Below are 21,287 nucleotides of genomic sequence, written 5' to 3' on the forward strand. Positions count from 1 at the left end.
AATGGCCGCCGCAGAAATAGAACGACTAGAAGCTCGAATCAATGATTTGGAGTGCCAGTTGGCATTTCAGGAAGATACTGTTGAGGCACTCAATCAAGCACTCAGCCAGCAGCAGCAAACGATTTCCCGGATGCAGGATCAAATGAAGTTCATTGCCGGAAAGCTCAAAAACGTTGGCGAATCACCGGTTGCAGATCAATCCCAAGAGACCCCGCCACCCCATTATTGACTTAACCAATAATAAGCCAACACCTGAGTTATCTAATACAGATAAAAATAGACAATCACAATCCCGGCAACAACGAGGCAACCGCCGATTCGTCGTAGCAAAGAATTGGGTTGTTGGCTTAACTGGGAGATCATGCGGCGCCAGCCATCGGGCGTCAGTAATGGACCAAGTCCTTCAGCAATCAGCAATAAACCGACGGCTAACCATATTGAATGCGACATAAAATTTGATTCCATAAATAAAGGCTCCGAAAGGAGCCTTTATACTATGCTTGGTTCTTATTTTGTATTTTTACCTTTTGAGTTTTTCATATAACGGAAAAACTCACTGTCCGGATCAAGCACCAAAATATCACTTTTCTGGTTGAAAGACTCTTCATAAGCCTTTAAAGAACGCAGGAAAGTAAAGAACTCAGGATCTTGACTGTATGAATCCGCATAAATTTTAGCAGCTTTCGCATCTGCTTCACCACGGGTTACACGAGCCGTTTTATCGGCCTCAGCCAGAATCGTTGCTACCTCAAGCTCTGCCTGAGCCTTGATGATTTCCGCTTTCTCACGGCCTTGAGAACGGTGTTTACGAGCGACTGACTCACGTTCCGCTCTCATCCGTTTATAAATCGACTCACTGATTTCATCTGGCAAGTTGATCTTTTTCATCCGAAAATCAACAACGTAAACACCTAAATCTTTCATCGCACTTTCACGGGTACTCAGCAAAACTTCTTCCATAATCTGGTCACGCTGACCATCAATTTTCAAAGCTTCTTTTGCTGCTTCCGTTGTCACGACGTCTGCATTCTCGCTGTCAGGTAAAACATTATTATCATCCAGCGGACCGGATACGATCTGTTTGATCTCTCGAGAACCGATCTCCGAACGTAATACGTCCGTTACCTTTCTCTCCAACAACGCTTCAGCCGTTAAAGAACTCCCGCCTCCCGTTGCCAGATAATAAGTACCAAAATCCTGAATCCGCCATTTCACATAAGAATCGATAATGACATCTTTTTTCTCGGCCGTCACAAAGCGGTCAGAACGTCCATCCATGGTCTGGATTCGGGCTTCAAGCACTTTTACCCGGTCAAATAAAGGCATTTTAAAATGCAGGCCTGGATCATAGATACGGGCAATTTCACCATCTTTTAAAACGCGTCCAAAGCGAACGACAATACCGCGTTCTCCTTCATGAATGACGAACACAGACATGAGGAAAACGATCAGAAGGAGCACCAATACAGGGATTATTAACTTACGCATTCTTAGTATCTCCCTTGTCGTGAACCAGTGCGTGACTGAGCATCATCTTGATTATCACTTTTCTGAGATTCAAGTTCGATATGATCATAAAGTGGGGATGACTTCAAATCTCTCTTGGTTTGCGTTTCCCCCTTCCCTGACAATTTATCAATTGGCAGATAGAGCAAATTACCACTCGACTTCGAATCAATCAGAACTTTCGATGAATGAGAATAGACAGCCTGCATAGTATCAATATACAAACGATTTCTTGTCACTTCTGGCGCAGCCTTATATTCAGGCAGGAGCTTGGCAAACTGAGCAACCTGACCATAAGCTTCATTCAACACTCGCTCGCTATACCCTTGCGCTTCTTTCTTCAGACGCTCAGCACGACCGGTTGCTTTAGGAAGTACCTCATTCTTATAGGCTTCCGCTTCACGAATGAAACGCTCTTCATCTTCTCGGGCTGCGATGGCGTCATCAAATGCATCTTTAACTTGCTCCGGTGGACGTGCAGACTGGAAGTTCACATCAACAATCGTTAAGCCCATATCATATTTCTTAATGATGTCGTTTAATGTGTTTTGAGTCGTTTCACGAATCTGCTGACGACCACTGGTCAGAATGCTATCCATCAATGAGTCACCAATGACGGCACGCAATGCCGAGTCCGTTGCCTGACGTAAACTATCGTCAGCACTTGTGACTTGATAGAGATATTTGTACGGATCGGCTACCCGATACTGAATATCCATCGCAACGGTGACCACATTCTCATCTTTTGTCAGCATCAGACCGGTTGCCCGTAACGAACGGATAGCCTGCACATTGACAGGTTCCACTTCATCAATAAAGCGGGCCCGCCAGTTCAAACCAGGACTGACGATGTGATCAAACTTACCCAATCTCAGTAAAACGCCGCGTTCGGCTTCACCGATAGTATAAAATCCGGAGAAAAACCAAATTGCAACAGCAATAACAGCAATGATTCCAAATCCAATAGAACCACCACCGGGAAAAGAGGAACCTTTATTGCCGTTACCGCCTCCTTTCTTACCAAATTTACCGCTAATCTTTTGGCTCAATTTATTGAAGACTTCATCCAGATCCGGTGGTCCCTGATCACGTCCACCACGATCACCATGGTCTTTATTGCCCCACGGATCTTTGTCACGGTCATTATTACCATTACCGTTATTACCAGGCTCATTCCACGCCATTAGTAATCTCCATCATTTGATATGACGTTATACTGTAGCAGTCCTTTAAGTAACTATAAAGTCACACAAAACTGCGTGTTCTCTTTTTTCTAGTCTAGACCAATCCGCCTGTTGCATACGAATAGAAATTAATAAATTTCCTTGTTGATCATATGATTCCTGCAAAATTGACCGATTCTTGAAGAAGATGCTGCGCATGCGCCCCTGATGTTCAGGTGGGATACACAGTTGATATTGAACGATTTGTCCGGCTAACCGTTCTGTCAGCGCTTGGAAAAGTAACTCAATACCAAGTCCTTCCATTGCTGAAACCCAAACGACCCGAGGGATGCCTTCATCATCTCGTTCAATTCTGGGTTGCTGACTTTCCATATTGTCGATCTTGTTCATCACCAACAGAACCGGAACTTCATCTGCTTCAATTTCAGCAAGTACATCATCGACAGCTCTTATATTGTCGCGAAAACGCTCATCACTTGCATCTACAACATGTAACAAAATGTCAGCTTCTTGAGTTTCTTGTAATGTTGCTTTAAAAGCGGCCACTAAATCGTGGGGCAAATGACGAATAAATCCTACTGTATCGGCCAAAATTGCATTACCCACATCTTCAAGTTGAATTCTGCGTAATGTGGGATCCAATGTGGCAAATAACTGATCGGCAGCATAAACACCGGCTTCGGTAATGCGGTTAAATAGTGTCGATTTACCAGCATTCGTATAACCAACGAGAGATATCGTCGGTACTTCAGCTCGGTTACGCGCTCTACGCCCTTGTTCTCGCTGCTTCGCAACTTTTTCTAAGCGACGTAATATCGCTTTAATTCGTTCACGCAATAAACGTCGGTCGGTTTCTAACTGCGTTTCTCCGGGCCCACGAAGACCAATCCCGCCTTTCTGGCGTTCAAGGTGTGTCCACCCCCGGACAAGCCGTGTAGACAAATGACGAAGCTGAGCCAATTCGACCTGAAGCTTCCCTTCATGGGTTCGTGCTCGCTGAGCAAAGATATCCAGGATCAATCCGGTACGATCAATCACTCGACATTGACACAACTTTTCAAGATTGCGCTCTTGGGCAGGAGAAAGGGCATGGTTGAAGATGACAACGTCTGCTTCAGTTTGTATTACCGCTTGTGCAATTTCCTGAGCTTTACCCTCACCGACGTAGTACTTGGGGTGTGGAGCCTGACGACTACCTGTGATCACTTGTAGTGTCGTGACTCCAGCGGAACTAACCAGCATTTCACATTCACTGAGATCTTCCCACTCCCCTTCTTGCGTAAAGTTGATATGAACAAGTACGGCTCGCTCACCGGCTTCATAACGGTCAAACAAGCTATCAACTCCTTATAAGATATTTGTATATGATTAATCGTCCGATTTATCTGATGAACGCTCGTTAGCAGGACGATCACCATGATGGCTTACCGCACGGGCTGGAACAACCGTTGAAATAGCGTGCTTATAGACCATCTGATTCACTGTGTTTTTCAACAGAATGACAAACTGATCAAACGATTCGATCTGTCCCTGCAGTTTAATACCATTAACCAAATAAATGGATACAGGAATACGCTCGCGACGTAATGCATTTAAGAATGGGTCTTGTAGAGATTGCCCCTTAGCCATTTTATTTTCCTTATTTTCTATTTGTATTAATTATTTAGCTAGTGGTACACCAAGCTTTGTGCAGCCTTTGCATCCGAGCTAAACGAATAAAGTAACATCCTGAGACACTCAAGTTATGGCGCTTCTGGACCAAAATTTCAAGTGACATGTCCATAAAGGATGTACAAGGATGTACGACACAAAAACGATCACATTATACACAGCGTACTCGATAAGAAGCTATCGAATTCGATATAATTTCATACGCTTGTTCAATATTCTCGCTATCCAGCCAAGTCAGATCATTCCAGCTACGAAGCCATGTGATCTGGCGTTTGGCTAATTGACGAGTGGCACATATACCACGATAAATTGCTTCATCAAGCGAACAGCTTCCGTCTAAATACTCCCACATCTGCCGATAACCGACACAACGAATAGAAGGCAAATCCGCATGGAGCTCTTGACGAGCATATAACGCTTTGACCTCATCTTCAAATCCGGCTTCAATCATCTTGCTGAAACGAATTTCAATTCGCCGATGAAGCTCGGAGCGTTCCTGAGGCGCAATCGCGAACTGTACCACATCAAATGGTAGCACTTCTCCTTTTGTTCGCGTCAATTCTGTTAAAGTTTTTCCAGAAATTCGATGAACTTCTAATGCTCTGGACAACCGTTGCGGATCATTGGGGTGAATCCGCGCAGCCGATTCCGGATCAATCTCAGCCAATTGTTGGTGAAGTACCGACCATCCCAAATCGGCAGCTTCTTGTTCAATCTGCCGTCGAATCTCGGCATCGGCGGCCGGTAAGGGAGATAATCCTTCAAGTAACGCTTTAAAATAAAGCATCGTGCCACCGACCAAGAGCGGGATCTTACCGCTTTGCACAATGTCATGCATATGCTGAAGCGCATCCCGACGAAAATCAGCCGCAGAATAGGCCATTTCCGGGTCCAGAATATCGATTAGCCGATGGGGTGCCAGTGCCAACTCTGCTGCCGTAGGCTTTGCTGTCCCTATATCCATTCCCCGGTAAATCAATGCGGAATCCACACTAATAATTTCAATTGGAAAATGCTGACATAACCGGATAGCTAAGTCAGTTTTTCCTGACGCGGTAGGCCCCATTAAAAATAAGGCCAGAGGTCTTTGTTGGCTCATGAGTTAAATGCTGTAATCGTTGCCGAAAAATCCACGGGTCGAACAAATGCTCTGTCATCTAAAGGCAATTGCTCAAAATAAAGCTGCTCAACTTCAGCAATGAGCTGAATGGCTTGTGACAAAGTGTAGTCACTCTGAACGGTATTCGCATAATCAGCGAGCCATTCAGTCATACAGGCTAACGCTGCAGATGGATCGTTCGGGTTTAAACAAGAGGCGTAAGATACCAGATCTGGAATTAATTGCTGCAAATTCTGTTGCCGAAGCGGTTGCGGAACACTCATCACCATGAGGGTATCTGTTGAACGCTTTTTCAGCTCGATACCGAGTCGCAAAAAAACATCCTGACACGATATCGCGCAAGATAACTGCTCATGCGTTAATTTCAAAGACAGGGGGACTAAAAGCGGTTGGCCTTTACGTGGTTGGGAAGTTGCATCCAACTGTTTTTGCAGTTTCAAGTGATTGGCTCTCGCAAGTGCAACCATACAGCAAGACGTCCCGGAACTCATTAATAGAAACTGCCCTTGAATCACGGCAACCGCCTTTCCCAATGCCATGACTGCGCCGCTCTCCATACGATCAGACACTTGCGGAATATCATGTTGCTCTGCCGGAGATGATGACTCATCAGATACATCGTGGGAGACGCTCATCAATTGCTGATAGATTTTCGCCTCTTTCAGGGAAGTCGCTTTGGTTTGATGCCGCTGGTCTGAAATTCCCCCGCCCGCAGCAGAAACCGAGCGACGGTTTTGCGGCTGCCAAAGCTGGGTAGACGTATTTTCCCGGATACTATCACGAGCGTGACCTGAACTCGCTCTTCCCGGGTAAGAAGGGGTATTATCAATCGCATTCAGTAATTGCGGTGAAAGCTTAGCCGGTTCTGACGTATCATCCGGATTCTGATGATGAAATGCAGATCGACTGACTTCAGGTTCATCAATGTGTTGCCCTTGTGCAAGTGCACTGCTGATCGCCTGATAGATAAAATCATGAACCAGACGGGCCTGATGAAAACGCACTTCATGTTTTGCCGGATGGACGTTGACATCAACCTGTCTTGGATCTAACTCAATGTACAGCACGTAGGCCGCATACTGATCTGGGTTCAGACTCCTTTCGTAACTCTGGCGGATGGCATGATTGATCAATTTATCTTTCATCATGCGACCGTTGACATAGCAGTATTGCAAGTCACTTTGTTGTCTCGCCCCTTCTGGGGTCGAGATCCATCCATGTAATATCAGGCCTTGATGCTCAAGCTCAACCTTTAACATATGCCGGACAAATGGCTGGCCACAGACTGCAGCAATGCGTTTTTCTTTTTGTTGTTCTGTCTGTGCAGCTCGGTACTGACGTACCATTTTGCCATTATGTTTCAGAAAAATAGTGACATCAAAGCGACTTAATGCAATCCGCTTGAGCACTTCCTCAATATGAGTAAATTCGGTTTTTTCTGTCCGTAAAAATTTTCTTCTGGCTGGCGTATTAAAAAACAGATCCAAAACTTCAACCGTTGTTCCAATCGGATGGGCAGCCGGTTGTAATTGCACCGCCATATCCCGGCCTTCACTGTAAGCCAGCCACGCCTCATCCTGTGTGACCGGACGCGATGTTAACGACAGACGAGAAACGGAGCTGATACTGGCAAGAGCTTCGCCCCGAAATCCCAGACTGATAATCGCTTCCAGATCATCGAGCGTATGAATTTTCGAGGTTGCGTGACGGCTGAGTGCCAACGTCAGTTCATCTTTTTCAATGCCATGCCCGTTATCTCTGACACGAATCAGCTTCGCCCCACCTTTCTCAATATCAACATCAATTCGGGTAGCGCCGGAATCCAGACTATTTTCAACCAACTCTTTTACGACTGAGGCAGGTCTCTCAACAACTTCTCCGGCCGCAATCTGGTTTGCCAGCCGAGCAGGTAAAATTTTTATCGTCATAGGATTATCTATTAGGAATAATGAGTATCTGTTTAATGGCTAACTGGTCAGAATGTAATTGGTTTGCCTGACGGATACTGTCAACACTCACACCATAGTCTTTAGCAATCTGGCTCAAATACTCACCTCGTTTGACTTGGTGTTTGCGCAATGGCTTGTCTTTCAGACTTACCGTAATTTTTAGCTTTTGTCCGACATGTAACACCGATGAGCGAAGTCGATTCTCTTGACGTATCGCATCAACGCTCACTTTATATTTATTGGCAATCGCCCCTAAATATTCGCCGGATTTAACAGTGTGAGTAATCACTTCCGTTTCAACCGGGTTTTTAATTTCAGGCACCACAATCGGATTCGTATGACTACTTGGAATGATAAGAGCCTGTCCCACCTTCAATGTCGATGAACGTAAGTGATTCTCACGTTTTAATGTCTCGGTGGTCACCCCATATTTCTGGGCGATTACGGATAAAGATTCTCCCGCCTGCACTACATGTTTTCTGGCTTTTTTACGGCTGGCAAACAATGTCCCTTCCGGTGGCCGGTCTTCAAAATAGTTGACAACCGCTTTAGCGATCGCTTCTGAAAGCTTATTCTGGTGGCTACTCTGAAATAGTAGTCTTTCCTCTATCGGGTTAGAAATGAAGCCCGTTTCAACCAGAACAGACGGAATATCCGGAGATTTCAGTACCGCGAGACTGGCATTGACCGGTGTCTTTTTATGTAACCGGGCAACCTTCCCTAACTCTTTCAAGATATCTTTGGCAACGGTATAACCTTCTTTCTGAGAATGACTAAATTGCAAATCCAACAGCGTCTGACTAATGTTTTTGTCGTTATTTCTCTTCGCTAAGACTTGCCCGGCCCCACCGAGTAACTCAGATTGTCGTTCATGATCTTCGACCCATTTGGCAATTTCGGTATTGGCACGACGAGTATTCAGCACAAAAACTGAAGCCCCTCTGGGCTGCGGAGACGTAAAAGCATCCGCATGAATGGAAATCAACAGATGAGCTTTATTCTTTCTGGCAATCTCAGACCGTCGGTTGAGATTGACAAAATAATCCCCTTTACGGGTCAGGACAGCTTTCATACCAGGAACAGCATTCAACTGAGCAGCCAGCTTTTTCGCGACACTTAATGTGACATTTTTCTCGTACTTGCCCTTTGGCCCGATAGAACCGGGGTCTTCCCCGCCGTGTCCGGCATCAATTGCAACGACAATATCGGCATTTCCTTGATACTGAGATGCATCTTTCGCGACCTGAGCAGCCGAAGAAGAGGAAGAGGATGTACCTGAATTTGAACTCGATTCATCATGAGGCAAGTCAATCACCAAACGATGCCCATATTCCTGTTTTGGCGTGGGAGCCAGTTTAAATATTTGTGGTGAGACTTTTTTCTTGAGCTCAAACACCAGACGATAAGTCCCCGACTTTGGCGGAGAACTCTTTCTGATTTTTTTCAACACATCACTGTCACTGACTGAGACCGGAAGCTTAGCCCGAACGCCCGTATCCAGCAGGTCAACCACCAGCCGATGAGGGTGGCTCAACGTGAAATAGCTGTAATGAGCTTCTTCAGTCAGGTCGATAACAACACGTGTTTCATCCGGAGAGGGCCAAACTCGAATCCCTTGAATTGAATTCGCCTGCGCAAACTGGCTAACAGATAAGGTTACGAACCCCAAAAAGACAAAAATAAAAGAATAAAGGTACTTAACGTTTCTCATAACTCCAACTGATTCAGTAACGTTCGTCCATATTCACTGTTTGCAGACAGAACAGCAACCCTGCTCTCTCCGTCATAGCGAATCTCTATTTCTATATCAGCCGAGGGTAATAAGCCGGCGCCCTTTTCCGGCCACTCAACCAGACAAATTGCATCCGGGGAAAAATAATCTCGGATCCCCATAAACTCCAACTCTTCAGGATCAGCCAGACGATAGAGATCAAAGTGATAGACTTGCCATCGATCGAGTTGGTATGGCTCGACCAAAGTGTAAGTCGGGCTCTTCACATTCCCCTGATGTCCTAACGCTTGAATAAACCCTCTGCAAAATGTTGTTTTCCCTGCCCCTAAATCACCATGCAAATAGAACGTTGTTTGACGAGAACATATCAAAGCAAGATGACTGCCCAGTCTAACGGTTTCAGTCTCATCCTTTAATAACAGTGTCTTCGTCTTCATCAATTCGATCTCTTATTGTTAACAAATTCATTTAGGGTCTCCGATAGTAAACTGGGTTGGAATCAAGAGACAAGTATTCTTCTGTAAGGGATTGGAAAAAACGTTTCTGACTCTCTCCATAATTCACCGGCCCACTCACTGGATCTGCCTATATGGATCCGTTAAGATCCTTGTCCCATTTTACCGAGTGAACGTCATGGACTATCAGGCATTAGCAGACAAAATCAAAATCTGGGCTCAGGCGCTTGGATTTGAAAAAGTCGGTATCTGTGATGTTGATCTCACTGAACATGAGGCAGAACTGCAACGCTGGCTCGATGCCGGATATCACGGAGAAATGGACTGGATGGCTCGTCACGGGATGTTGCGAGCAAGACCTCAAGAACTTCATCCGGGAACCATCCGCGTTATCAGCGTGCGGATGAATTACTTACCACCACAAGCTCACTTTGCCAGTAATCTGGATACACCGACACATGCCTATATTAGTCGCTATGCGCTGGGACGTGATTATCATAAGCTGGTGAGGAAACAGCTGAAAAAGCTCGGGGATAAAATCAGACAGGAAGTCGGCGAACTCAATGATCGGCCTTTTGTTGATTCAGCCCCGATTCTGGAACGTCCTCTTGCTCAAAAAGCCGGACTAGGCTGGACGGGCAAACACTCACTGATTCTGGATCAGGATGCAGGTTCATGGTTTTTCCTTGGAGAACTCCTGGTTGATATTCCACTACCGGTTGATCAGCCCAGCCAGAACCAATGTGGTACTTGTCGATCTTGTATTACTTCTTGCCCGACGGGTGCTATCGTTGCTGATGGTGTTGTTGACGCAAGACGCTGCATTTCATATCTCACCATTGAGTTTTCGGGCGTCATTCCGCTTGAGTTTCGTAAGGCCATTGGAAATCGTATTTATGGATGTGATGATTGTCAGTTGGTTTGCCCATGGAATCGTTCAGCTCATCTCACCAGTCAGCCAGACTTTCATCGTAGAGATGTATTTTCTCACCCTGATTTGGTTGAGCTGTTTGCATGGGAGGAAGAAACTTTCTTACAAAATACCGAAGGTTCCGCGATTCGACGAATCGGTCACCAACAATGGTTAAGAAATATTGCTATCGCCATGGGGAATGCCCCCTACTCTGAACAGATTGTGCTAGCCTTAGAAAAGCGGCTGGGGGAAACAGAATTATTGGATGTCCATATCCGTTGGTCGTTAGAGCAACATCAACAGAAACAACGGCAAGAACAAAATCGGCAGCATGAGCGGCTGATTCGTATTATTCAGAAGGGATTGCCCAGAGACGCCTGATACACTGCCTCGTCAAGCGATTCACTTAGAAAAAATTACAACTTTTTTTGACATGATGCCCAAATATTTTGATGTGGAAAAAACTTTCACTTTCACTTTTTTTGTTTGTTATCGGAAGAGTTAACCACATTACAAAGATATGACAAGGATCAATGCATATCATACAAAAGATCAACTTTAAATACTGAGCGTGATGAAAGACAACCGCTAAAGTTATTAAAAAACATATAGTTAAAACAATAAGCATTTCCAACTATAACTCAGTCATTTTACAAGATCTTTTGCTATCTCCTTTCTCCGACTCATCAAAAACAGATTACCCACCGACTTATCCACAAGAAATATTTTGTGGATAACTCTGTTAGCGAAAATTAGGAATCGCATGTGCAGCACTGATTTCATCAGGGTTCATCAGTGTACAGATTGGGCAAAAACAGGCGTACTTTAAGAGACCCTGTTTGACTGGATATTTTTGTAAGGAGTTTATGCTTCGCAGCATGAAGAAAGAGCGTGATAAAATTTAGTATCCATTGAACTGGAGCGACACACGGGGTTCGAACCCGTGACCTCAACCTTGGCAAGGTTGCGCTCTACCAACTGAGCTAGTGTCGCATGTTCTTTACTAAATTAAAAATGGTTGCGGGAGCCGGATTTGAACCGACGACCTTCGGGTTATGAGCCCGACGAGCTACCAAGCTGCTCCATCCCGCGTCCGTGATATTACCGCTCAAGCGATAATATGAAATCTGGAGCGACACACGGGGTTCGAACCCGTGACCTCAACCTTGGCAAGGTTGCGCTCTACCAACTGAGCTAGTGTCGCATATTCTTTACTATATAAAAATTGGTTGCGGGAGCCGGATTTGAACCGACGACCTTCGGGTTATGAGCCCGACGAGCTACCAAGCTGCTCCATCCCGCGTCCATGATCGATATTATTACTCAAGCAATAATACAAATTCTGGAGCGACACACGGGGTTCGAACCCGTGACCTCAACCTTGGCAAGGTTGCGCTCTACCAACTGAGCTAGTGTCGCACAAAACAACGCTTTACGTCGTTCAGGGCTGCGAATTATAAGAGCATTTTTTTGTGATGCAAGCTTTTCATTTAAAAAAGTTAAGTTTTTTTTGAGATTGCAGAAAAAGCGAACAATATCGCATTGTCATGCTCTCAAATCATTCAAATCGTCAATATTGTTTTCCGGTAGTATTGCAATTCGGCAATAGATTCTCGGATATCATCGAGCGCCAGATGACTACCTTTTTTCTGAAATCCATCCAAAATGTCTGGCTGCCAGCGCTTGGTGAGTTCTTTCAGTGTGCTCACATCGAGATAACGATAGTGAAAATAAGCTTCCAACTCTGGCATATACTTCACCAGAAAACGACGATCCTGACCAATACTGTTTCCACAGATTGGCGATTTTCCTTTGGGAACCCACTGTTCTAAAAACGCGATCGTCAATCGGACCGCTTCAGCTTCACTCACCTGACTTTGCCGGACCCGTTCAACCAAACCACTTTGGGTATGTGTAGTCACACACCATTCATCCATTTTGGACAGTTCCTGTTCTGATTGATGAATCGCGAGTACCGGCCCTTCAGCCAGAATGTTCAATTCGCTATCGGTCACAATCGTGGCAATTTCAATAATCTTGTGTACTTCCGGATCGAGACCTGTCATCTCTAAATCAATCCAAATCAGATTTTGATCATTTAAAGCCATTACACTTACCTGTATAGGTTTGATAATAAAAAATGTACTATACCCAAATTATACGCGGTGAGATAGTTTGAACCAGTGATGCTATCAGCGAATCAGTGGTTCTTATCACTCAGCTTTAACACAGTGAAAGTAATATTGTGGGCAAAAAGAAAAAATTAACGAAAGGGCAAGTTCGTCGTGTCCGGCATAACCAGACAAAACGCTTAAAACAAGAGACGACCGTGGAATGGGATGAATCGATGCTCGGTGCTGCCAAGCAGGGACTCGTGATCAGCCGCTTTGGTCAACATGCCGATATTGAGGATTTACAAACCCGGGAAATTCATCGCTGTAACTTGCGTCGGGGCATCGAAACCTTAGTCTCCGGCGATCAAGTCATCTGGCGTGCGGGGCTCGATATCATGGCTGGTATTTCCGGTGTGGTTGAAGCCGTCGAACCGAGACATTCAATTCTGACCCGTCCTGATTACTATGATGGTTTAAAACCGGTCGCCGCCAATATTGATCAAATCATTATTGTCTCTTCTGTGCTTCCTGAACTATCACTGAACATCATCGATCGATACTTGATCGTTGCGGAAACCCTGAACATTCAACCGCTTTTGGTCTTAAATAAAGTTGATTTGCTCGACGCTGAAGAGAAGCTGGAATTTCAAGATTGGATGACAACGTATGAACAGTTGGGCTACCCGTCTCTGTTCGTCAGCCGGAAAACAGGAGAAGGGCTCGAACAACTTGAATCCTGCCTGAAAGACAAAATCAATGTGTTTGTCGGTCAGTCCGGCGTCGGTAAGTCCAGCCTCGTCAATGCCATTCTACCGAATCTGGACACGGTGATTGAAGAAGGTGATGTGTCTGCCAATTCCGGATTGGGACAGCACACCACCACGACAGCAAGACTTTATCATATTCCGACTGGCGGTGACTTGATCGATTCTCCCGGGGTTCGAGAATTCGGACTCTGGCATTTAACCCCTGAAGAAGTCACGCAAGCTTATGTTGAATTCCGTCCGTATTTAGGCGGGTGTAAATTCCGTGACTGTAAACATGATGATGACCCCGGCTGTATTATTCGTGAAGCGGTAGAAAACGGTGAAATTAGTGAGATTCGCTACGAAAACTATCACCGAATTCTGGAAAGCATGAACGAGCATAAAGCCAATCGACAGTATTCAAGAAATAAAAAAGCGGATCTGTAAAATCGTGACTACTGACATCCTGACAGATATTCAGTAACATGCCGCCGTTTAATTGATATGGAGTCTCTGAGACCGGATGAAAACCATGGATAAATTTAAAATTGGATTACAATACTGGTTACCTCAACATGCGTTAACACGCCTGATGGGAAAACTTGCTTCCGCAAAGGCCGGAATTCTGACGACTTCAGTCATCCGCTGGTTTATCAAACACTATCGCGTCAACATGCATGAGGCCTTGCACACTGAGCCGTCTCATTTCAAAACCTTTAATGACTTCTTTGTCCGTGAATTGAAACCTGAAGCCAGACCCATCACCGAAGGCGACGATATATTAGTCTATCCTGCGGATGCTTGTATCAGTCAATTCGGGCCCATCATGGACGGCCAACTCATTCAAGCAAAAGGTCATACATACTCGGCACTTGAACTCCTTGGCGGCGACCCGGCGTTGGCAGAGCAATTCACGGGTGGTGGGTTCGCGACCTTATATTTATCACCCCGTGATTATCACCGTGTTCACATGCCCTGTGATGGTACATTGCGACAAATGATTTACATCCCGGGCGATTTATTTTCGGTCAACCCACTCACGGCAGAAAATGTCCCGAATCTGTTCGCACGTAATGAGCGTGTGGTTTGTATTTTTGATACACCATTTGGTCCTTTAGCTCAGGTTCTGGTTGGTGCGACCATCGTCGGCAGCATTGAGTGTGTTTGGGATGGCTGTATCACACCACCACGAGGAAATTCGATTTATCGTTGGGATTATCCATCGGAAGGGCACACAGCGGTTCATCTGAAAAAAGGTCAGGAAATGGGACGATTTAAACTCGGCTCTACCGTCATCAATTTATTTGCAAAAGATCAAATCCGTTTTGATGATGCGATGGATGTTACACTGCCCACCCTAATGGGCGGTATCTATGCGCACCGAAAATCACAGTAATCTTCCTCAGGTCTCAGTTAAATCACTTAACTGAGACTCAACAACCGCATTTTCTAAGCGACTCAACGATTCAGCCCAAACCAGCTTAACGGTCATCCATATATTTTCTCTCCTAGTCAACGTTGGATCACATCCTCAGGCGCTGAGTCTCAAAAAATATTAACTCTCTCTAAGACCGATATCCGTCTATAAATTATCCTAATGCGTAGATTCCAAATATGGGTGTCGTTTATGAAAAATATCGATCTCAACAAACTCACCAAATTACTTCTCTGCTTTCTTCCACCGCTCATTCTGCTCTGGATACCGATTGATGCGATTCCAATTCCGGAAATGACCTTGATTCAGCATCGACTGCTCGCAATTTTCCTATTGGCGGCCCTATTGTGGATTCTGGAACCCGTCCCTGTTTTCGCCACCTCAATTCTCATCATCACGCTTGAACTCATTATGATTTCAAATAAGGGCTTACATTGGTTCCGTAAACCGCCGGAAGGCCATGCGTTTGGTGAGCTGATTCCTTATACCGATATATTCAGTGCTTTTTCTTCACCGATCATCATTTTATTTATGGGAGGATTTGCACTGGCGATTGCAGCCTCGAAATATGAACTCGACAATAATCTAGCCCGTGTACTACTCAGACCATTCGGAACTCAGCCCAAATTCATTATGCTCGGTCTGATGCTCATCACGGCCTGTTTTTCGATGTTTATGTCCAATACAGCGACAACGGTCATGATGCTGGCACTACTGGGGCCGATAGTGGCATCTGCCCAACCGGGAGATAAAGGCATCAAAGCGTTGGTACTTTGTATTCCAATCGCGGCCAATACCGGAGGAATCGCGACACCAATCGGTACCCCACCCAATGCAATCGCACTGCAATACCTAACCGGAGAAAATAGCATCAGCTTTCTGTCTTGGCTGCTCATGGGGATGCCATTCGTGTTGATACAGATGACTATTGCATGGTTTTTACTGCAAAAATTTTTTCCATCGTCGCAAAGCCATCTGATACTGAATCTGGAGGGACAATTTAAAACAACATGGCGAGCAATGACCGTTTATATCACTTTCGCGGTCACCATTTTATTGTGGATGACCACATCCCTCCATGGCATGAATACCTATGTGGTTGCGATTATTCCACTGGCGGTCTTCACCTTGACGGGAATTATGGGGAAAGAGGAACTGAAACAGATTAACTGGGATGTACTCTGGCTGGTCGCCGGGGGAATCGCAATCGGGATTGGTTTAGAAGAAACTGGGCTCGCCAAAGCATTAGCCCATTCAATCAATTATCAAAATCTATCGCCCATGTCCGTGGTGATTTCGTTATCGCTGGTCTGCTGGCTGATGGCCAATTTTATGTCCAATACGGCAACCGCGAATTTATTAATGCCTATCGCGGCGGCGATTGGCAGCTCGATGACGAGTCTGCAAACCATCGGGGGATTACAAGGATTGCTCGTAGTGGTTGCATTTTCCGCCTCACTAGGGATGATTCTGCCCGTGTCTACACCACCCAACTCATTGGCTTACTCGACGGGTTTAATTGAAAGTAAAGATATGGCGAAAACCGGCACACTCATTGGCATGATTGGCTTGCTGATCGTCTATACTGCAGTTTGGATACTCACCTGAACGACAACTGCCTCATCAGGACATGGCAAGCTCCCCAACCAAGGCGTGTTACTTATCTTGCCGAGTAACACGTCAGTTCATCCCTTCCCCCTCTCCAACCCCTTAAAAAGGCGTCAAAATAACCCGTATAAACTACTTTGTTTTCACATCTGCTTCAGGCATATTGATGCGCTGTTTGACAAGTTTCGACACGCAGAGAGATATCTATGGGTTACGAGTGGTTAGCACTTGCTGCTGCTTTTTTATGGGCTATCGCCGGTATACTTTCAGTGACCCCGGCACGACATCTGGGGACCTTTTCCTATAGTCGCTGGCGTATGGGTTGCACTTCTCTCATGCTGGGACTGTTTGCCTGGTTTAATCACGGATGGGCCACTGTCGAATCGACGCATATGATTCCGATGATGCTATCCGGTTTCATTGGCATCTTCATCGGTGACACCGCATTATTTGCCTGTCTGAACCGAATGGGACCGAGACAGGCCGGTCTACTTTTTTCGTGTCATGCCGTATTTTCTGCCATTCTCGGCTACTTCCTGTTTCAGGAAACCATGACCTCCGGAGAACTACTCGGTTCAGCACTTGTGTTTAGTGGGGTTATCATTGCCATATTCTTCCGTAAATCCCAGCCAGGTACCCTCGAGATGGTTCATGGTAATGTCTGGATCGCAGTCGCACTGGGGTTACTGGCGGCGTTCTGTCAGGCTCTCGGGGGAATATTGGCCAAACCGGTGATGCAAACATCGGTTGATCCGGTTGCTGCATCTGCACTACGGATGATTTCAGCATTCATTGCACACGGTGTTTTATTTCTATCCGGCGCGCGGATCGCAAGACCGACCCAAGCCATGAATAGTAAAATATTTTCTACAACACTACTCAATGCTTTCCTTGCGATGGCTCTGGGAATGACCCTGATTCTATACGCACTTCGGGAAGGGAACGTGGGAATGGTTGCGTTACTTTCATCAACGACACCCATTATGTTACTACCGATCTTATGGTTTTATACCAAACAACGTCCGAACCGGTTTGCTTGGGTCGGAGCTATCATCGCCGTTCTCGGGACTGGCATGTTAGTATACTGATACGTTGCACTCTGGCAGTATAAAAACAACAAAATAAAATAGTGTGATTTATTATCGGTAAGGTACTATGGATTGAATTGATAGGGAGAATCATTGATCTTAACCCTCATCACACTGGATAAAATGTAGTAAAATTACGTTAGTTTTTCATTTAGATTTCAATATTTGACGAGGTCATCACTATGTCATCAAAGAAGCCAATGGCTCTGGTCATTCTTGACGGTTGGGGTTACCGTGAAGACAACGCAAGTAACGCGATTAACAACGCGAAAACCCCGGTACTAGATAGTCTGGTTGCAAACAACCCGAATACCCTGATCTCAGCTTCCGGTCTGGATGTGGGTCTGCCCGATGGTCAAATGGGAAATTCAGAAGTCGGTCATACCAATATTGGTGCCGGACGGATTGTTTACCAAGATTTGACTCGGATTACCAAAGCGATTGCCGACGGCGAGTTCCAGACCAATGAGACACTGGTCGCTGCAATTGATAAAGCTGTTGCGGCAGGAAAAGCGGTTCATCTGATGGGCCTGATGTCTCCGGGTGGTGTTCACTCACACGAAGATCATATCTATGCAGCTGTTGAACTGGCCGCGGATCGTGGTGCAGAGAAGATTTACCTGCACTGTTTCCTTGACGGACGTGACACACCGCCACGCAGTGCTGAAGATTCACTTAAACGCTTTGACGAACTCTTTGCAAAACTCGGCAAAGGCCGGATAGCTTCCTTAGTCGGACGCTACTATGCTATGGATCGTGACAATAACTGGGATCGCGTCCAAAAAGCTTATGACCTGCTCACGCAGGCAAAAAGTGAATTCACTTATGCTAGTGCAGTAGCCGGTCTTGAAGCTGCCTATAGCCGTGAAGAAAACGATGAGTTTGTTCAGGCGACTGTTATTCAGGCTGACGGAGAAGCATCAGCGGCAATTGAAGATGGTGATACGGTAATCTTCATGAACTATCGTGCTGACCGTGCGCGTGAAATCACACGGACGTTTGTCGCTGATTTTGCCGGTTTTGAACGGGAGAAATTCCCGGCAGCTGAATTTGTGATGCTGACGCAATACGCAGCAGACATCCCACTTAACTGTGCTTATCCACCTGAATCTTTAACCAATACCTATGGCGAATGGTTGTCTAAATCAGGAAAAACTCAGCTCCGGATTTCTGAGACTGAGAAATATGCCCACGTAACTTTCTTCTTCAACGGCGGTGTCGAAACCGAATTTGAAGGCGAAGAACGTCAACTCGTTGCTTCACCAAAAGTTGCGACTTACGATCTACAGCCTGAAATGAGTTCAGAAGAACTAACCGACAAATTGGTCGCCGCAATCCGCTCTGGTAAATACGACGCCATCATCTGTAATTATCCGAATGGCGATATGGTTGGTCATACTGGCGTTTACGATGCAGCGGTTCAAGCTTGTGAAGCTGTCGATAAATGTATTGGTCGAGTGGTTGAAGCCATCAAAGAAGTCGATGGGCAACTGCTCATTACTGCAGACCATGGTAATGCTGAGATGATGGTCAACCCGGAAACCGGCGGAACACATACAGCACATACCAATCTGCCGGTGCCACTTATCTATGTCGGTAATCAAGACATCCAGCTCAAAGACAATGGGAAACTGTCAGATTTGGCGCCAACCATGCTTGCTCTGACCGAGATGGAAATTCCTGCCGAAATGTCCGGGAAAGTCTTGTTTTAAGTGTTGATGCTTTAGACTCAAACCGGAAAATGAAAAACAACAGCCCTGTATGTACATATAGGGCTGTTATTTTTAGAGCCAGAGAAAGTTTTTTACATTTCAGTGTCGAGGCGCTTCATTGTTTCTGTATACTGAAGAACATCTTCTTCAATGAAACATAATACAAGAGCATGGTGCCGTTTTTGACGATTCGATTTTTCACATTTTCGCGTTATTTGAAGCCGCGTCATATTAGTATTTTACTCATCACGCTGTTATTCCCCTTTTGTAGCACTGCCGCATCAAAGCAAGAGTTACAAGGGGTTAAAAATGAAATATCCCGACAGCAGCAGTCACTTGATTCTCAGACGAAACAGCTGGATAACTTACAAAACACGCTGAAAGGTCAAGAGCTGGAGATCGTTTCATTAGAAAAACAAATCTCCCAGACTCAGATCCAGCTCAAACGTTCAACGCACAATCTGAACCAATTGAAAGAGCGCATGACAGCACTGGCACAACAGCAGAAAGCACAGTCAGAACGACTGAAACAACTGCTGCATACTTATTACATCACGCGGCAGTCAAATCATTTATCCGGTCTGTTGAAAGATGATGCAGATGAAGATCGTATGAGCCAGTACTACCAGCATCTGGCAAAAGCCCGTTCAGAGATGATCAACCAATTAGAACAAACAAAGCAGCAGTTGCATCAACATGAACAACAACTCACACAAGAACAGGCACAGATTCAATCACTTCTCTCCCAACAGACTCAGAAGCGGAATCAACTGCAACAAACCCAGCGCGATCGCAAAAATACAGTGAATAAAATCCGTTCACGAATATCCAGTGATAAAAATTATCTGGCGGAATTACAACGCAATGAATCCAGACTGAAAGCAGAAATCGCGAAAGCGGCTAAACGTAACCAAGTCCCAATGGATGGATTTTCTCGACAGAGAGGAAAACTTCCTTGGCCAATCCAAGGGAAGTTATTGCACCGTTTCGGCACCCATCAAACGGGTCAGATCAACTGGAAAGGTATTGTCATTAATGCCGCATACGGGCAACCGGTCAAAGCGGTTTATCCCGGGAGTGTCGTTTTTTCTGATTATCTACGAGGATACGGGCTTGTTGTCTTAATCGACCATGGCCAAGGCGATATGACACTGTATGGTTTCAACCAAACACTGCTCAAAAAAGAAGGGGATAAGGTGACCGCAGGAGAAACGATCGCTCTGGCCGGCGATACCGGCGGACAACCCGTTCCTTCACTCTATTTTGAAGTCCGTCGAAATAGTAAGGCTTCGAATCCACTGCGTTGGTTGCAATAAAATACGTTTGCCACACGATAAAAAATCCACAGGGCTGTCTTTATCACCAGCACTGTGGATTCTCAAGCAATATAGAATTGGCCTTTATTCCGTATGCATGGCTCTGACACCCTCTTCCAGAATCTGTAACTGTTCTGCACCACCGATTGTCGCTCTCGGCTTGACCACCGCAATCACATGTAACATACCTTGATGAATCACTTCTTCGGTCACTTGCGCTTTTTGTGACATCGCAGCGCGATAACTCAACCAGTTTGCAGTAATCATATGGAGTGTCGTTACAAAAGATTCCATCTCAGGCTCAGGTATATCAAGCAATTCGATCTCGATGAACCGATTGACAATACTCACCAAATTATGTCTTAGTTTTTCCTGCACACGAATATAAGAGCCATGTAGCATCTCATCTCTTTGGAGAATTTCCGGCAAATTGGCGTAGAAAAAACGATATTTCCACATCAGTGTAAAAATAGAATCCAAATAATGTTTCAGAAGTGACAGGCTCTCTTTATGCCCATGAGGCGGAGCAAAGCGCTCAAGTAGTTCATGGGAATAAAGCTCAAAAATCGCTCTGACAATCTCCTGCTTATTCCGGAAATGATAATACAAATTCCCCGGGCTGATTTGGATGTGAGCGGCAATATGATTTGTTGTTACCGTACGTTCGCCCTGTTCGTTGAAAAGCTCCAGCGCTGCAAAAATAATTCGATCTTTCGTTTTCATACCAGACATAATCTG

Annotated in this window: 19 protein-coding genes and 5 tRNA genes; 8 read left to right on the plus strand and 16 right to left on the minus strand. The window is 45.4% G+C overall.

Going from position 1 to position 21,287, the window contains the following annotated elements; all coding sequences use genetic code 11:
- Nucleotide 1: 1 nt before the first annotated feature.
- Nucleotides 2-229 carry a SlyX family protein gene (locus OCV37_RS13700; RefSeq protein ID WP_038181289.1) on the plus strand — a complete coding sequence of 76 codons (228 nt, stop codon included), beginning with the start codon at nucleotides 2-4 and terminating at the stop codon, nucleotides 227-229.
- A gap of 32 nt (nucleotides 230-261) precedes the next feature.
- On the opposite strand, the gene OCV37_RS13705 is transcribed toward OCV37_RS13700, so the two are convergent.
- The 9 genes from OCV37_RS13705 to tsaE form a co-directional block, all read right to left on the minus strand.
- Nucleotides 262-450 (minus strand): DUF2065 domain-containing protein, encoded by a 189-nt coding sequence (locus OCV37_RS13705; protein ID WP_038181361.1) that lies wholly within the window; start codon nucleotides 448-450, stop codon nucleotides 262-264.
- A 57-nt stretch (nucleotides 451-507) separates the two neighbouring features.
- Nucleotides 508-1,488, minus strand: coding sequence for a protease modulator HflC (gene hflC, locus OCV37_RS13710; protein WP_038181286.1), 981 nt, complete (start codon nucleotides 1,486-1,488; stop codon nucleotides 508-510).
- A gap of 2 nt (nucleotides 1,489-1,490) precedes the next feature.
- Nucleotides 1,491-2,690 (minus strand): FtsH protease activity modulator HflK, encoded by a 1,200-nt coding sequence (gene hflK, locus OCV37_RS13715; RefSeq protein ID WP_038181283.1) that lies wholly within the window; start codon nucleotides 2,688-2,690, stop codon nucleotides 1,491-1,493.
- A 45-nt stretch (nucleotides 2,691-2,735) separates the two neighbouring features.
- Entirely contained in the window at nucleotides 2,736-4,025 is a 1,290-nt protein-coding gene (hflX, locus tag OCV37_RS13720) for a ribosome rescue GTPase HflX (protein WP_038181278.1), read from the minus strand.
- Nucleotides 4,026-4,058: 33 nt separating this feature from the next.
- Entirely contained in the window at nucleotides 4,059-4,319 is a 261-nt protein-coding gene (gene hfq / locus OCV37_RS13725; protein ID WP_021021730.1) for an RNA chaperone Hfq, read from the minus strand.
- A 193-nt stretch (nucleotides 4,320-4,512) separates the two neighbouring features.
- Nucleotides 4,513-5,460 carry a tRNA (adenosine(37)-N6)-dimethylallyltransferase MiaA gene (gene miaA / locus OCV37_RS13730; protein ID WP_038181276.1) on the minus strand — a complete coding sequence of 316 codons (948 nt, stop codon included), beginning with the start codon at nucleotides 5,458-5,460 and terminating at the stop codon, nucleotides 4,513-4,515.
- Nucleotides 5,457-7,409, minus strand: a complete 1,953-nt coding sequence (gene mutL / locus OCV37_RS13735) for a DNA mismatch repair endonuclease MutL (protein WP_038181273.1) — start codon at nucleotides 7,407-7,409, stop codon at nucleotides 5,457-5,459. Before mutL ends, miaA begins: the two co-directional genes overlap by 4 nt.
- Before the next feature lie 4 nt (nucleotides 7,410-7,413).
- Nucleotides 7,414-9,141: an N-acetylmuramoyl-L-alanine amidase gene (locus tag OCV37_RS13740; RefSeq protein ID WP_038181269.1), complete on the minus strand. Its 1,728-nt coding sequence runs from the start codon at nucleotides 9,139-9,141 to the stop codon at nucleotides 7,414-7,416.
- Complete coding sequence (gene tsaE / locus OCV37_RS13745; protein ID WP_038181266.1) at nucleotides 9,138-9,599, minus strand: tRNA (adenosine(37)-N6)-threonylcarbamoyltransferase complex ATPase subunit type 1 TsaE; 462 nt, start codon at nucleotides 9,597-9,599, stop codon at nucleotides 9,138-9,140. The genes OCV37_RS13740 and tsaE overlap by 4 nt, the downstream gene beginning before the upstream one ends.
- 196 nt (nucleotides 9,600-9,795) lie before the next feature.
- Here tsaE and queG point away from each other — a divergent pair, with 196 nt between their 5' ends.
- On the plus strand, nucleotides 9,796-10,911 hold the full coding sequence (queG, locus tag OCV37_RS13750; RefSeq protein WP_038181262.1) for a tRNA epoxyqueuosine(34) reductase QueG: 1,116 nt from the start codon (nucleotides 9,796-9,798) through the stop codon (nucleotides 10,909-10,911).
- A gap of 536 nt (nucleotides 10,912-11,447) precedes the next feature.
- Here the strand turns inward: queG and OCV37_RS13755 are convergent.
- The 6 genes from OCV37_RS13755 to orn form a co-directional block, all read right to left on the minus strand.
- Nucleotides 11,448-11,523, minus strand: a tRNA-Gly gene (locus tag OCV37_RS13755).
- A 22-nt stretch (nucleotides 11,524-11,545) separates the two neighbouring features.
- Nucleotides 11,546-11,622 (minus strand) — tRNA-Met (locus tag OCV37_RS13760).
- Between the two features lie 36 nt (nucleotides 11,623-11,658).
- Nucleotides 11,659-11,734 (minus strand) — tRNA-Gly (locus OCV37_RS13765).
- 22 nt (nucleotides 11,735-11,756) lie between these two features.
- Nucleotides 11,757-11,833: transfer RNA gene (locus OCV37_RS13770), tRNA-Met, on the minus strand.
- Nucleotides 11,834-11,873: 40 nt separating this feature from the next.
- Nucleotides 11,874-11,949 (minus strand) — tRNA-Gly (locus OCV37_RS13775).
- Between the two features lie 143 nt (nucleotides 11,950-12,092).
- A complete protein-coding gene (gene orn / locus OCV37_RS13780; protein ID WP_038181357.1) occupies nucleotides 12,093-12,638 on the minus strand; it encodes an oligoribonuclease in 546 nt (181 codons plus the stop codon).
- A gap of 137 nt (nucleotides 12,639-12,775) precedes the next feature.
- On the opposite strand from orn, the gene rsgA reads away from it, so the two are divergent.
- The 6 genes from rsgA (at nucleotide 12,776) to OCV37_RS13810 (ending at nucleotide 20,549) form a co-directional block, all read left to right on the plus strand.
- Complete coding sequence (gene rsgA, locus OCV37_RS13785) at nucleotides 12,776-13,837, plus strand: small ribosomal subunit biogenesis GTPase RsgA (RefSeq protein ID WP_038181353.1); 1,062 nt, start codon at nucleotides 12,776-12,778, stop codon at nucleotides 13,835-13,837.
- An 85-nt stretch (nucleotides 13,838-13,922) separates the two neighbouring features.
- Nucleotides 13,923-14,786 (plus strand): archaetidylserine decarboxylase, encoded by an 864-nt coding sequence (gene asd, locus OCV37_RS13790; protein WP_038181369.1) that lies wholly within the window; start codon nucleotides 13,923-13,925, stop codon nucleotides 14,784-14,786.
- Nucleotides 14,787-15,017: 231 nt separating this feature from the next.
- Nucleotides 15,018-16,433 (plus strand): SLC13 family permease, encoded by a 1,416-nt coding sequence (locus OCV37_RS13795; protein ID WP_038181351.1) that lies wholly within the window; start codon nucleotides 15,018-15,020, stop codon nucleotides 16,431-16,433.
- Nucleotides 16,434-16,639: 206 nt separating this feature from the next.
- Nucleotides 16,640-17,521, plus strand: a complete 882-nt coding sequence (locus OCV37_RS13800) for a DMT family transporter (protein WP_038181348.1) — start codon at nucleotides 16,640-16,642, stop codon at nucleotides 17,519-17,521.
- Nucleotides 17,522-17,703: 182 nt separating this feature from the next.
- Nucleotides 17,704-19,233 (plus strand): 2,3-bisphosphoglycerate-independent phosphoglycerate mutase, encoded by a 1,530-nt coding sequence (gene gpmM, locus OCV37_RS13805; RefSeq protein WP_038181345.1) that lies wholly within the window; start codon nucleotides 17,704-17,706, stop codon nucleotides 19,231-19,233.
- Between the two features lie 188 nt (nucleotides 19,234-19,421).
- The gene (locus OCV37_RS13810; RefSeq protein WP_245609123.1) at nucleotides 19,422-20,549 is read left to right on the plus strand and encodes a murein hydrolase activator EnvC family protein; all 1,128 of its coding nucleotides are present in this window, start codon (nucleotides 19,422-19,424) and stop codon (nucleotides 20,547-20,549) included.
- Nucleotides 20,550-20,633: 84 nt separating this feature from the next.
- Here OCV37_RS13810 and OCV37_RS13815 read toward each other — a convergent pair whose 3' ends face one another.
- Nucleotides 20,634-21,272 (minus strand): TetR/AcrR family transcriptional regulator, encoded by a 639-nt coding sequence (locus OCV37_RS13815; RefSeq protein WP_038181364.1) that lies wholly within the window; start codon nucleotides 21,270-21,272, stop codon nucleotides 20,634-20,636.
- Nucleotides 21,273-21,287 lie beyond the last annotated feature (15 nt).

This window comes from Vibrio rhizosphaerae (genome assembly GCF_024347095.1).
In the GTDB taxonomy this organism is placed as follows: Bacteria; Pseudomonadota; Gammaproteobacteria; order Enterobacterales; family Vibrionaceae; genus Vibrio; species Vibrio rhizosphaerae.